At 70.3% G+C, this 13166-nt stretch carries 12 protein-coding genes; 1 reads left to right on the forward strand and 11 read right to left on the reverse strand.

Translation table 11 applies throughout. The features are described from left to right. Window positions 1–20: 20 nt before the first annotated feature. From AB0G20_RS02450 to AB0G20_RS02465, 4 genes are all read right to left on the reverse strand, one after another. Entirely contained in the window at window positions 21–1226 is a 1206-nt protein-coding gene (locus tag AB0G20_RS02450) for a hypothetical protein (protein WP_361294560.1), read from the reverse strand. A gap of 99 nt (window positions 1227–1325) precedes the next feature. Further along, complete coding sequence (locus AB0G20_RS02455) at window positions 1326–1793, reverse strand: GNAT family N-acetyltransferase (RefSeq protein WP_361294563.1); 468 nt, start codon at window positions 1791–1793, stop codon at window positions 1326–1328. Further along, window positions 1793–2023: a helix-turn-helix transcriptional regulator gene (locus tag AB0G20_RS02460; RefSeq protein ID WP_361294566.1), complete on the reverse strand. Its 231-nt coding sequence runs from the start codon at window positions 2021–2023 to the stop codon at window positions 1793–1795. Before AB0G20_RS02460 ends, AB0G20_RS02455 begins: the two co-directional genes overlap by 1 nt. Next, window positions 2023–2520, reverse strand: coding sequence for a DUF2975 domain-containing protein (locus tag AB0G20_RS02465; protein WP_361294569.1), 498 nt, complete (start codon window positions 2518–2520; stop codon window positions 2023–2025). The genes AB0G20_RS02460 and AB0G20_RS02465 overlap by 1 nt, the downstream gene beginning before the upstream one ends. Before the next feature lie 170 nt (window positions 2521–2690). Here AB0G20_RS02465 and AB0G20_RS02470 point away from each other — a divergent pair, with 170 nt between their 5' ends. Then, on the forward strand, window positions 2691–3380 hold the full coding sequence (locus AB0G20_RS02470; protein ID WP_361294572.1) for a GAF and ANTAR domain-containing protein: 690 nt from the start codon (window positions 2691–2693) through the stop codon (window positions 3378–3380). Between the two features lie 250 nt (window positions 3381–3630). On the opposite strand, the gene AB0G20_RS02475 is transcribed toward AB0G20_RS02470, so the two are convergent. From AB0G20_RS02475 to mreC, 7 genes are all read right to left on the reverse strand, one after another. Then, window positions 3631–5595: a TIGR03960 family B12-binding radical SAM protein gene (locus AB0G20_RS02475; protein ID WP_361294575.1), complete on the reverse strand. Its 1965-nt coding sequence runs from the start codon at window positions 5593–5595 to the stop codon at window positions 3631–3633. An 87-nt stretch (window positions 5596–5682) separates the two neighbouring features. Then, the gene (locus AB0G20_RS02480; RefSeq protein ID WP_361294578.1) at window positions 5683–7188 is read right to left on the reverse strand and encodes a CYTH and CHAD domain-containing protein; all 1506 of its coding nucleotides are present in this window, start codon (window positions 7186–7188) and stop codon (window positions 5683–5685) included. 66 nt (window positions 7189–7254) lie between these two features. Beyond that, a complete protein-coding gene (locus AB0G20_RS02485) occupies window positions 7255–7863 on the reverse strand; it encodes a hypothetical protein (RefSeq protein WP_361294581.1) in 609 nt (202 codons plus the stop codon). A gap of 21 nt (window positions 7864–7884) precedes the next feature. After that, window positions 7885–9087, reverse strand: coding sequence for a rod shape-determining protein RodA (rodA, locus tag AB0G20_RS02490; protein ID WP_361294584.1), 1203 nt, complete (start codon window positions 9085–9087; stop codon window positions 7885–7887). After that, window positions 9084–11330, reverse strand: coding sequence for a penicillin-binding protein 2 (gene mrdA / locus AB0G20_RS02495; protein ID WP_361294587.1), 2247 nt, complete (start codon window positions 11328–11330; stop codon window positions 9084–9086). Before mrdA ends, rodA begins: the two co-directional genes overlap by 4 nt. 136 nt (window positions 11331–11466) lie before the next feature. Then, window positions 11467–12138 carry a rod shape-determining protein MreD gene (gene mreD / locus AB0G20_RS02500; protein ID WP_361294590.1) on the reverse strand — a complete coding sequence of 224 codons (672 nt, stop codon included), beginning with the start codon at window positions 12136–12138 and terminating at the stop codon, window positions 11467–11469. Between the two features lie 13 nt (window positions 12139–12151). Next, window positions 12152–13099, reverse strand: coding sequence for a rod shape-determining protein MreC (gene mreC / locus AB0G20_RS02505; protein WP_361294593.1), 948 nt, complete (start codon window positions 13097–13099; stop codon window positions 12152–12154). Window positions 13100–13166: the final 67 nt, after the last annotated feature.

The raw sequence follows: 13166 nt of genomic DNA on the forward strand, positions 1-13166 counted from the left end.
TGTCGCTTGCCCAGTGTCGTTCAGTCCTTCGTGAGAGCGGTCGTACTGCTACCAAGAGTACGTGCCTCGCGCGCCGAAGGTTCCCTCCGGTCGACCGGCTGCGGCTGCCGCGGCTCGCCGAGGAGCATCCGCCGGAAGTCGGCGCGGGCCTGACGTACGGACTCCCGGGCGGCGGCCAGTGCCTGCCGGGTGGCCCGCCCCACACTGCGGGCGGCCTCGGCGGCGGGCCGCCAGACGGCGTCCCGTACGACGTGCCCGACGGGCGTCAGCACGCTGCGGTACACCCACCGCACCGGTTCGACGAAGATCCACCGGAAGAGGGTGCCGAGGAAGCGCCCGACGGCGAGCGAGATGTGCCCGGCGATGCGCCAGGCGTGGCCGAGGGCGTCCCACACCTCCCGCCCGATGACGGCGAGGACGCGTCCGACCGGGGTGAGGATCCAGCGCCAGAGGGCGAGCGCGGGCAGGACCAGCAGGATGCGGGCGGTCCAGTAGAGGGCCGCGCCGATGCCGGTGACAACCATGCTCACCAGCCACACGATCCCCTTGCCGCACCAGACGATCGCGCGGCCGACGGGCGCGAGCACCCAGGTGTACAGCCAGACGGCGGGGACGACGACGAGGTACTTCGCGAGCCAGGCCAGGACCGTCCAGACGCCGATGCCGAGCGCGGCGAGCACGGCGCCGAGTCCCTTCAGTACCCACGTCACCGCGTGCCCGACGGGCGTGAGCAGGTACGCGTAGACCCAGCCGAGCGCGGCTCCCACGCCCCTGGCGAGCCAGCCGATCGCGGCCCCGATTCCCCGGGCGGCCCATGCGATCGCGTGCCCCACCGGGGTCAGGACGTAGCGGTAGAGCCAGACCAGCGGCACGACGACGAGGACGTTCCCCAGCCATCCGAGGGCCTTGCCCACCGGGACGACGACGTAGCGCCACAGCCCGACGAACGGCCAGACGAACACCGCCCGCCCGACCCACAGCAGCGCCCGCCCGAGCGGCCGGAGCAGCGCGTCGTTCAGGAACCGGCCGGCCACGACGAGCCCGTCCCACAGCATCCGCACGGGGACGACCAGGACGAGCACGATGATCCGCACGGGAATCCGGATCGCGACGGCGAGACACCCCTCGGGCGCCTCCGGCTCGCGCCGGACGGGCGGCTCAGCAGGCCGTTTGTGCAGATCGGCCCGCGCCTCGGAACCCTCGGGGGGCTGCTTCTCCAGATCCATACCGTCGTAGACGCCTTCAGTGCCCCGTCCGGATCCAGCACCGCACAGTCCCGCCCCGTTCTCCCGCGATTCCTCCACTCGGTCGCAAGATCATACGGCTCACGGGCGAAGGATCTGCGCCTGCATCAGCCGGGGAGACTCCTGGAAGCCGTTGCGGGCGTACGCGGGGATCGCCCGCGTACTGGAGTGGACGGTCACGCGTTCCAGCCCGAGGTCGCGGGCTCCGTCCAGGACGGCCCGGATGAGCCGCCCGCCCAGTCCGCCGTCGCGCGCCTCGGGTACGACGTAGACGCACTGCAGATCGCCGGAGGCCCGCCGTGGCGCCCGGGGCGTGGGCACCCGCCGCACCACCGCGAGCCAGGCCATGCCGATGACCCGGTCGTCCCGGACGAGCACCGTGCAGCGGTGGGAGTCGGCATTCTCCCCCGCCCAGGCGACGAAGTGCCGTACGAAGTCCTCGCGTTCGCCGAGGTCCTCCGAGCCGTTCTCGACGAGCCACTCCCACCGGAGGGTGGCCACGGCTGTGAGTTCGGCGGGCCGGGCGGGGCGGATGCTGATGTTCTCCATCAGGGCATTGTCGGGTCGGCCGCCCCGTCCGACTCCCAGCGCAGCAGATCTCCCGGCTGGCACTCCAGAACCTCGCACAGCGCGGCGAGGGTGGAGAAGCGGACCGCCTTGGCGCGGCCGTTCTTGAGGACCGCCAGGTTGGCGGGGGTGATGCCGACGCGTTCCGCCAGTTCGCCCACGGACATCTTGCGTTTGGCCAGCATCACGTCGATGTCGACGGCGATCGGCATCAGATGACCTCTTCCAGCTCGGCCTGCATCTGGGCCGCCTCGATGTCGCGTGCGACGGCCTGCGCGAGCAGCATCCGCAGCACGAGCACGATCAGCGCGACGCCCAGCACGGCCACCACGAGCCCGCACAGCAGCAGGACCACCCCGGGAGCGACGGCCTCGCCCGGCGCGAGCACGACCGCGAGCGCGAAGACCAGCAGGGCGGCCGCCACGAACGCGCCGATCACGATGTGCACGTAGCGGAAGGCCGCGGTGGAGAACACCGTCCCGCGACGCACCATCGTCACCAGCCGCCACACGCAGACCACGACGACCTGGGCCGTCACGATACCCAGGATCGTGATCACGAGGATCGGGGTGCGCAGATACGCGTACTCGGGCTCGAGTCCGTTCATGTCGACGGCCAGCAGCGGCACCATCACCGCCTGCACGAACAACGACCCGGCGAGCAGCACCACGAGCACCCCACGCAACGCCGCCACGGCCAGCTTCCCCATCGCCACTCCTTCGATCGAACCGCGATGGAAATCTATCGAAACTCGATAGATGACGCAAGGGGTGCCCCCCTTTACGAAGCCCGCGATGTACGGCTGCCCACCGGCGTGCGCGGTACGTGACACCGTGGCAGGGGTACACAGGCCCGGCACTCGGACCGAGGAGGACGACAGTGGACTGGCGCGTGTTCGCACGGGAGATGGCCTCCATGGCGCGTGACCTGCTCGCCCAGGACTCGGTCGGCGCCACGCTCGAGCACATCACCAGAGCGGCCACGGAACGCGTGGCGGGGTGCGACGCGGCCGGCATCCTCCTCCTGCACGGCAACCGCGTGGAGACGCTGGCGCCCACCCACGACCTGGTCGTGGAGAGCGACCGGCTCCAGGAGCACCTCGCGGCGGGCCCCTGCTTCGACGCGGCCCGCACCAGCACGGGAGAGCGCGTGTTCCGCATCGCCGACTTCACCGCCGAGCAGTCCCGCTGGCCCACCTACGCCGCGGGTGCCCGCGAACTGGGTGTGGGCAGCATGATGGGCTTCCTGCTGTACACGGAGGACGAGGACTTCGGCGCGCTCAACCTGTACGCGCACCGGCCGGGGGCCTTCACGGACGACAGCGAGACCGCCGGCTGGCTCCTGGCCTCGCACGCTGCCGTGGCCTTCTCCAGCGCCCGCAGCCACGCCCAGATGGAGCAGGCCATGGCCACGCGCCACGTGATCGGCGAGGCCATTGGCATCCTCATGGGCAGCCACCACCTCACCGAGGAGCAGGCCTTCGACGTGCTGCGCCGCTTCTCCCAGGAGAAGAACATCAAGCTCCGCGAGGTCGCCCGCCAGGTCTGCGAAAAGGGCCGCCTGACCTGACGGCTCCCCCAGCACACATTCTGAACTGGGGGAACCTGGCCGAATCGGCCCCCCAGGGGAGCGTCACCAACCCGGCCTACTCAGCGGGTCCCCCTCAGAACGGCCCTCTCACCTCCCGGGCCCGCGCGAAGGGGGCACCTTCATCGCCATCACGATGCTGCTGTTCAAGATCTGCGAACTGCTGCGGTGACCCACCACCGCCTGCTGTCGGTTGCCGGCGAGCGACCGACAGCAGGACCGATGACTCTCCTCAGTGCCCGTGCCCGCTGGGAGCCGGCGCCGCGTTCTTGACCGTCAGGGGGAGCAGCTTCTTGCCCGTCGGGCCGATCTGGATCTGGGTGTCCATCTGCGGGCACACCCCGCAGTCGAAACACGGCGTCCAGCGGCAGTCGTCGACCTCTGTCTCGTCGAGGGCGTCCTGCCAGTCCTCCCAGAGCCAGTCCTTGTCCAGGCCGGAGTCGAGGTGGTCCCAGGGGAGGACCTCCTCGTAGGTGCGCTCGCGGGTGGTGTACCAGTCGACGTCTACGCCGAAGGCGGGCAGCGTCTTGTCGGCGCAGGCCATCCAGCGGTCGTACGAGAAGTGCTCGCGCCAGCCGTCGAAGCGGCCGCCGTCGTCGTAGACGGCGCGGATGACCGCGCCGATGCGGCGGTCACCCCGGGAGAGAAGGCCCTCGACGATGCCGGGCTTGCCGTCGTGGTAGCGGAAGCCGATGGAGCGGCCGTACTTCTTGTCGCCGCGGATCTTGTCCCGCAGCTTCTGCAGACGGGCGTCGGTCTCCTCGGCGGAGAGCTGCGGGGCCCACTGGAAGGGCGTGTGCGGCTTGGGGACGAAGCCGCCGATCGAGACCGTGCAGCGGATGTCGTTGGAACGGGAGACCTCGCGGCCCTTCGCGATGACCTTGGTCGCCATGTCGGCGATCTGGAGGACGTCGTCGTCGGTCTCCGTCGGCAGGCCGCACATGAAGTACAGCTTCACCTGGCGCCAGCCGTTGCCGTACGCCGTCGAGACCGTGCGGATCAGGTCCTCTTCCGAGACCATCTTGTTGATGACCTTGCGGATGCGTTCCGAGCCGCCCTCGGGGGCGAAGGTGAGGCCCGAGCGCCGGCCGTTCCTGGTCAGCTCGTTCGCCAGGTCGATGTTGAAGGCGTCCACGCGGGTGGAGGGGAGCGACAGGCCGATCTTGTCTTCCTCGTAGCGGTCGGCGAGGCCCTTGGCGATGTCGCCGATCTCCGTGTGGTCGGCGGAGGAGAGGGACAGCAGGCCGACCTCCTCGAAGCCCGTCGCCTTCAGGCCCTGCTCGACCATGTCGCCGATGCCCGTGATGGACCGCTCGCGCACCGGGCGCGTGATCATGCCGGCCTGGCAGAAGCGGCAGCCGCGGGTGCAGCCGCGGAAGATCTCCACCGACATGCGCTCGTGGACCGTCTCGGCCAGCGGGACGAGGGGCTGCTTGGGGTACGGCCACTCGTCGAGGTCCATGACGGTGTGCTTGGAGACCCGCCACGGGACCCCGCTGCGCTTCGGCACGACCCGGGCGATACGGCCGTCCGGCAGGTACTCGACGTCGTAGAAGCCGGGGACGTACACCCCGCCGGTCTTCGCCAGGCGGAAGAGGAGCTCCTCTCGGCCGCCGGGGCGGCCCTCGGCCTTCCAGGCGCGGACGATCGCGGTGATCTCCAGGACGGCCTGCTCGCCGTCGCCGATCACCGCGCAGTCGATGAAGTCGGCGATCGGCTCGGGGTTGAACGCCGCGTGGCCGCCGGCCAGGACGATCGGGTCGTCCAGGCCGCGGTCCTTGGCCTCCAGCGGGATGCCGGCCAGGTCGAGGGCGGCCAGCATGTTGGTGTAGCCCAGCTCCGTGGAGAAGGACAGGCCGAACACGTCGAAGGCCTTCACGGGCCGGTGGCTGTCCACCGTGAACTGCGGGACGTGGTGCTCCCGCATGAGCTCCTCGAGGTCCGGCCACACGCTGTAGGTGCGCTCGGCGAGGACGCCCTGCTGCTCGTTGAGCACCTCGTAGAGGATCATGACGCCTTGGTTGGGCAGACCGACCTCGTAGGCGTCCGGGTACATGAGCGCCCAGCGGACGTCGCAGGAGTCCCAGTCCTTGACCGTGGAGTTGAGCTCTCCGCCGACGTACTGGATCGGCTTCTGCACATGCGGGAGCAGAGCTTCGAGCTGCGGGAAGACCGACGCAGCGACTTCGGCAGGCATGTCGCGCACCTTCGTGAGCTGGACTGAACTGACAGGGGTGACCATCCAGACTAACGCGACAGCGGAGCGCCTCCGTACGCCGGAAGGTCAGAGGGCCGCCGCACCACCCTTGATCCCGTCCCAGAACCCGGGCACTTCGGTCTCCACGCGCACCGCCCGCTGCTCCTCGCGCTCATGGAGGAGGCCGTAGGTGAAGGCACTCTCGCCCGCCGCGTGGGCGACCGCCGACAGCTCGCGCAGGGCCTGCCGGGCCATCACGCTGTCCTGGTGCTCGCCGAGCAGGTTCTGCAGCGACTTCATGGACTTGACCATGGTCTTGGCGGGTTTGCCGAGGACGGGTTTGGCAGCCTCCGCCGCGTAGCGGGTGCGCTTGGCCTTCTTGCGGGCCTCGTGCAGCGCGACGTCCCGCTCGGCGCCGGGCTCCAGGTCCGCCGCGTGCTCGATCAGCACGGACACCTTGCGGAAGTCCTTGCGCACTGCCTTGGCGATCGGCTTGTGGGGCTCCTTGCCGGCCGCCTTCAGCAGGGGCGGGTCGGCGATCAGCGCGTCCAGGGTGTCGAGCAGGGTCAGGTAGCGGCGGGAGTCCAGGACACCGAGGAGGCGGCCGCGGGCCCCGCCGTGCTCGGCGCGGGACCAGGAGTGCAGGCGCTCCACGACCGGGCCGCGGACCAGAGCGGCGGGCACCTCGTCGACGGCCGCCGTCAGCCGCTCGGTCAGCACCTCGCGGTCCCGGTCCAGGCCCAGCTCGCCGGCGAGCCACTTCAGCTCCTCGGCGATGGGGTCGGTGACGGCCCGGTCGAGGATCTTGCCGAACGACTTGAAGGTGCTGCGCAGCCGGCGGGTGGCCACGCGCATGCTGTGCACGGCGTCCTCCGCGTCCCGGCGGACGGCGGGGTCGAGCTCGACGATCGCGTCCCGCTGGGTGCGCAGGTAGGCGAGCACATGGTCTCCGGCGGTCACCGGTTCCCGGGCGGGCGCGGACCTGCGCCGCTTCCCCGGTGCCGTCTCCTTAAGGGCGCGGGCCAGCTTCGACGACGACGCCGACGGCCGTACGCCCGCCTTGCGCAGTCGCTTCTCCACCTTGTCGAGCAGGGCCGGGTCTCCCCCGTCGGCGAGTTCCACCTCGACCTCGGTCCACCGCGCTTCGCCGCCGCGTCCCGTGAGCCGCTCGGCGTGCACGGTGTCCACGCTCACCTCGGCGAGCAGCCGGCCGTCGGCGTCGAGCAGGTGGCGCACGTCGCGGTCGGAGCGCAGCCGGACCACCGGGAGCAGCTCGCTGCCGCGGACCCGGGAGCGGACCAGCGCGGCGAGGTCGTCGGGGAGGATGTCGGAGAGCGGGGCCTGGATCTCGTCGCGGACGTCCGGGGCGATCGGGAACTTCAGATGCCAGCCCGCGTCGGAACCGCCGGTGCGGCGGCGCAGGGTCACGGACGACGCGGCGAGGCGTTCGTCGCCGGTGTCGTAGTAGGTGGCATCGAGGTGGGCCACGCCCTGGTCGGCCACAGCCGCGACCCCGGCGACTCCGGTCAGGTCCGGTATCCCGCTCTCGTCGGCTTCGTACTTGCGCTCGATCTCGCGTTTCGTCTCCGCCATGCACCAAATCTAGTGGCTGACCGGCCGGGACAGCAGGGGTGGGCGCGCCCGGGAGGGGCGACACGTTCAGGTCGTCAGCAGGGCCCGCATCTCCTCGCCGTCCGGGAACGGCGCGTCCTTCGCCGTCCGTGAGACGAGGGAGACGTGGGCGTCCTCGAACTGGTGGTACGACAGCGGCTCCGGGCCCTGTCCGACGATCAGCACGTTGTGCTCCAGGCGCCAGCTGACGTACCGGGTGTCGTACCTGGGCTGCCGGACGTCGTGGTTCGGCAGCCCCAGGCGCTCGGTGAAGCGCTGCACCACGGCGGCGAAGTGGGCGTCGAACTCGGGCCGCCAAGCGCCTTCCGCGCTGGTCCAGCCGGGCAGCGCGCCCCAGCAGTCCTCGTCGAGCAGACCGCCGTCGACGGAGTAGAGGTAGGCGAACGGCAGGTGGAGCGAGCCGTCGCCGTCGCAGGTGACGAAGTGGCCCTGCGGGGTGACGTGGGTGGCCTCGGGGACATCGGGTGTGTCCTCGTACGCCGGTCCCCGCACCGCCTGCGACCAGTCGGGCCAAGCCGCCTCGCGCATCCGCGCCTCGATGACGTCGTCGTCGGTCAGGTCCAGCTCCGCCAGCGCGAGGAGTTGGCTCACCAACTCGCCGGTCACCGGGCACTGGGCCACATACGCCTCGGACATTCCGCTCCCGCTCCCGGGACGCTAGGCCGACATCGGCCGTTGCACCCGGATCGACTGCAACAACCCCACCGCTATCCACACGGCGAACATCGACGATCCGCCGTACGACACGAACGGCAGCGGCAGGCCGGTGACCGGCATGATGCCGAGTGTCATGCCGACGTTCTCGAACGTCTGGAAGGCGAACCAGGCGACGATGCCCGCGGCCACGATCGTGCCGTACAGGTCCGTGGTCTCCCGGGCGATACGGCAGGCCCGCCACAGGACGATGCCGAGCAGCACGATGATCAGGCCGCCGCCGAGGAAGCCCAGCTCCTCCCCCGCCACGGTGAAGACGAAGTCCGTCTGCTGCTCGGGCACGAACTGGCCGGTGGTCTGCGAGCCGTGGAAGAGGCCGGAGCCGGTCAGGCCGCCCGAACCGATGGCGATGCGGGCCTGGTTGGTGTTGTAGCCGACGCCGGCCGGGTCGAGCTCGGGGTTGGCGAAGGCGGCGAAGCGGGCGATCTGGTAGTCGTCGAGCACCCCGATCTGCCAGACGGTGACCGCGCCGAGGGTGCCCGCGCCGAGCAGGCCGAACACCCACCGGTTGGACGCCCCGGAGGCCAGCAGCACGCCGAGCACGATGATGACCATCACCATGACCGACCCGAGGTCGGGCATCAGCATGACGATCAGCATCGGCACGGTGGCCAGGCCGAGGGCCTGCACGACCGTGCGGTGGTCGGGGTACTGCTTGTCGCCCGCGTCGACCCGGGCCGCCAGCAGCATCGCCATGCCCAGGATGATCGTGACCTTCACGAACTCCGAGGGCTGGAGCGAGAAGCCGCCGGGCAGCTTGATCCAGGAGTGGGCGCCGTTGATGGTGGAGCCGAGCGGGGTCAGCACCAGCAGGATCAGCAGCACCGAGAAGCCGTACAGGACCGGCACGGCCGTGCGCAGGGCGCGGTGGCCGAGCCAGATCGTGCCGGCCATCAGGACAAGGCCGATGCCGGTGTTCAGCAGGTGCCGGACGAGGAAGTAGTACGGGTCGCCCTGGTTGAGCTCCGTGCGGTTGCGGGTCGCGGAGTAGACGAGGAGCGTGCCGAGCATCGACAGAGCCACCGCCGACAACAGGATCGGCCAGTCGAGCCGCCGCGCCACCGAGTCACGGGCCAGCAGCCGCGTCCAGCCGGAGCGCTCGGGCCCGTAGCCGGAGACCTGGAAGCTGTTCACACCGCCGGTCATGCTGGCAACCTCCGGCTTCCCCGGCGGCGTCGCCGCCTTCGGGTGTCACGGTTCTCCGGCGTCGGCGGGGCCGTCGTCGCCGGCTGGAGCGGGTCGGCCGGGGCGTTCGGGTCCTTCTTGTCGGCCCGCTGGTCCTTGGCCGGGTCCTTGGAGACCTTCGGGGAGGTGATGGTGCCGTCCGTCTTGACCTTCGGCAGGGTCTTCTGCGGGGTCGGCAGCAGCGCCTTCTTCGAGTCGATCGCGCCGTCCTCGGAGACGCCGTACAGCGCGTTGTAGATGTTGCGGACGGCGGGGCCCGAGGCGCCGGAACCCGTACCACCCTGGGAGATCGTCATGACGATCGAGTAGTCCTTGGTGTACGTGGCGAACCAGGAGGTCGTCTGCTTGCCGTAGACCTCCGCCGTACCCGTCTTGGCGTGCATCGGGATCTTGTCCTGCGGCCAGCCGCCGAACCTCCAGGCGGCCGTACCGCGGGTGGCGACTCCCGCGAGGGCTTCGTCTATCTCGTCGCGCGTCTTCTGCGTCATCGGCAGCTTGCCGTGCGCCTGGGGCTTGATCGGTGTGACCGTCTTGCCGTCGGCGCTGATGACGGCCTTGCCGACCGACGGGGTGTACATCGTGCCGCCGTTGGAGATGGCCCCGTAGATGGTGGCCATCTGGATCGGTGTGACGAGCGTGTCGCCCTGGCCGATGGAGTAGTTGACGGAGTCACCGGCGCGCATGCGGTTGCCTTCGAGGCAGTTCTCGTAGGCGATCTTCTCGGCGTAGCTGCCGTTGCGCTTGCCGGTGCGGCACCAGGCGTCCTTGTTGGCCTTCCAGTAGTTGAGCTTCCACTGGCGGTCGGGGACGCGGCCGGTGACCTCGTTGGGGAGGTCGATGCCGGTTTCCTTGCCGAGGCCGAACTGGTGGGCGGTCTTGTAGAACCAGTCGTTGGCGTTCTTCTTCGGCTTGGTGCCGCCGTCGCGCTTCCACTCCTCGTGGGAGAGGGCGTAGAAGACGGTGTCGCAGGACACCTCCAGGGCGCGGCCGAGGCTGATGGGGCCGTGGCTCTGGGACTCGAAGTTCTTGAAGACCTGGCCGCCGATCGAGTACGAGCTGGAGCAGTTGTAGGGGCCGTTGAAGGAGTACCCGGCGTTGACGGCGGCGGCCGTCGGGATGACCTTGAAGATGGAGCCGGGGGCCGACTGGCCCTGGATGGCGCGGTTGAGCAGCGGGTAGTTCGAGCTCTTGCCGGTGAGGCGTGTGTAGTCCTTGGCGGAGATGCCGCCCACCCAGGCGTTCGGGTCGTAGGTGGGGTTCGAGGCCATGGCGACGACGCGGCCGGTCTTGGCCTCCATCACCACGACGGCGCCGGAGTCGGCCTTGTAGTTGGTGCCGGTGTTCCGGTCGTGCTGCTTGCGGGCTTCCTTCATCGCCTCGTTCAGCTGGTACTCGGCGATCCGCTGGACCCGGGAGTCGATGCTGGTGACGAGGTTGTCGCCGGGGTGGGCCGGGTCGGCCTCGGCCTGGCCGATGACCCGGCCGAGGTTGTCGACCTCGTAGCGGGTGACGCCGGCCTTGCCACGCAGTGCCTTGTCGTACTGGCGCTCCAGGCCGGAGCGGCCGACCTGGTCGGAGCGCAGATACGGCGAGTTGGTGTTCTGCGCCTTCTTGATCTCCTCGTCGGTGACCGGCGAGAGGTAGCCGAGGACCTGGGCGGAGTTGGCCTTGCCCGGGCTCGGGTAGCGGCGCACGGCCTCCGGCTCGGCGGTGATGCCGGGGAAGTCCTCGGCGCGCTCGCGGATCTGCAGGGCCTGCTTGGCGGTGGCCTCGTCGGTGATCGGGATGGGCTGGTACGGCGAGCCGTTCCAGCAGGGCTGCGGCGTCTTGGCGTCGCACAGCCGGACCTTCTCCTGGACCTCCTTGGGCGTCATGCCCAGGACCCCGGCGAGCTTGGTGAGGACTTCCTCGCCGTCGTCCTTCATCTTCAGCAGGTCCGTGCGGGACGCGGAGACCACCAGCCGCGTCTCGTTGTCCGCGAGGGCCACGCCGCGCGCGTCCAGGATCGAGCCGCGGACGGCCGGCTGGACGACCTGCTGGACGTGGTTCCCCGAGGCCTCCTTGGCGTAGGCGGCGCCCTCGCGGATCTGGAGGTACCAGAGGCGTCCGCCGAGGGTGAGCAGGAGGGAGAGGACGAGGACCTGGATGACGACGAGCCGGATCTGGACCCGCGAGTTCCTGCCGGTCTCGGGAATGTTGGTCACTGCGGCTGCCTCCTCCTCTCGGTGCGCGTACGGATATGCGGGTACGAGTGATGGGTGTGCGGGTACGAGTGATGAACGCCCGCCCACGAACCGGCGTTCCTACTGGACCGGCCCGTTCGGGTGAACTTCGCTGCGTTCACAGCCGCTTGACCCCCTTGATGCGTCCGGCGCGTGCCATGCGCGCGCGGGCCGCCTTCACGCGCAGCCCGTTGCGCTGGCTGCCGATCTTCAGTCCGGTGCCGCCGGAGAGCCAGCCGGAGGAGATGTCCGTGGCCTTGGTGGCGGAGCCGGTCTCGGCGAGCGGATCGTTGTCGGCGCGCCGGGCCAGGGCCATGATCCCCGGCACGACGAAGGGGGCGAGCAGCAGGTCGTACAGGACGGCCGTGAACAGCAGGCTGCCGAGGCCGACATGGCGGGCGGCTGTGTCGCCGACGAGGGCGCCGACCCCGGCGTAGAGCAGCGTCGAGGCGACCGCGGCGGCGCCCACCACGACCATGGGGCCGGTCGCGGACTTCAGCCGGCCCGTCTCGGGTTTGACCAGGCCCGCGAGGTAACCGATGACGCACAGCACCAGGGCGTAGCGCCCGGCGGCGTGGTCGGCGGGCGGGGCCAGGTCGGCGAGCAGGCCCGCGCCGAAACCGACGAGGGCACCGCCCACATGCCCGTACACCAACGCGAGTCCGAGCACGGTGAGCAGCAGCAGGTCGGGCACGGCGCCCGGCAGATGGAGGCGGGCGAGGACGCTCACCTGGATCACCAGGGCGACGACGACCAGGGCGGAGGAGAGCAGGATCCGGTTGACGCGCATGGGGTGACAGCTCCTACTGCTCTTGCTGGTTCTGGCCGTCCACGGGGGCCTCGGCGGACGGCGTCACGGTCACCGTCACCGTCGGCCTCGGGGTGGGCTTGGGCTTGGGCGGGAGCACCGTGTCACGCGGGTCCTTCTTCGGGGCCTCGACGACGACACCGACGATGTCGAGCTTGGTGAAGCCGGCGTACGGCGTGACGTACAGCGTGCGGGTCAGGCCGCCGCCGGAGGGGTCGACGCGGGAGACCACGCCGACGGGCACGCCGGGCACGAACGGCCGGTCGGCCTGCGAGCCGAAGGTGACCAGACGGTCGCCCTTCTTCACCTCCGCCTTGCCGTTGAGGAGTTCGACGCGCAGCGGGCGGTCGCCCTGGCCGGAGGCGAAGCCGAGCTCGTCGCCGGACTCCATCCGGGTGCCGACCGTGAAGTCGGGGTCGCTGGCCAGCAGGACCGTGGCGGTGTTGGGCCCGACGGTGGTGACCCGCCCGACGAGCCCGTCCCCGTTCAGGACGGTCATGTCGCGCTTGATGCCGTCCTTGGCGCCGACGTCGATGGTGATGGTCCAGGAGAAGCCCTGCGCGGCTCCGATGGCGATGACCTCGGCGCCCTTGATGCCGTACTGGCCCTGGCCGGCGATCTTCAGCATCTTGTCGAGCTGCTTGAGGCGGCTGCGGCTGCGGTCGTCGCTGCCGAGTCGCGCCTTCAGGGCCGCGTTCTCCTCTTCCAGCGCGGCGAGCCGGTCGTGCCGTTCCCCGGAGTCGCGGATGGCGGAGACCGCGTTGCCGACCGGGTCGACCGCGGCCGAGACGCCGCTCTCGATCGGGCCGAAAACCGTCGCCGCGCCCCGCCGGGCACCGTCGACGGGCGAGTCCTCCCCACCGCGGATGTCCACTGTGATCAACGCGAACGCGACGGCGATCAGCAGCACCAGGAGCAGCCGGCTCTCTCGTGTGTCCCTCACGTGCGGCGGCCGTGCCCTTCCTCATAGGAATTCGGGAAGCCCCAGGGAAACCCGAGGGGCTGCTTTG

This window comes from Streptomyces sp. NPDC024017 (assembly GCF_040638895.1).
Taxonomy (GTDB): domain Bacteria; phylum Actinomycetota; class Actinomycetes; order Streptomycetales; family Streptomycetaceae; genus Streptomyces.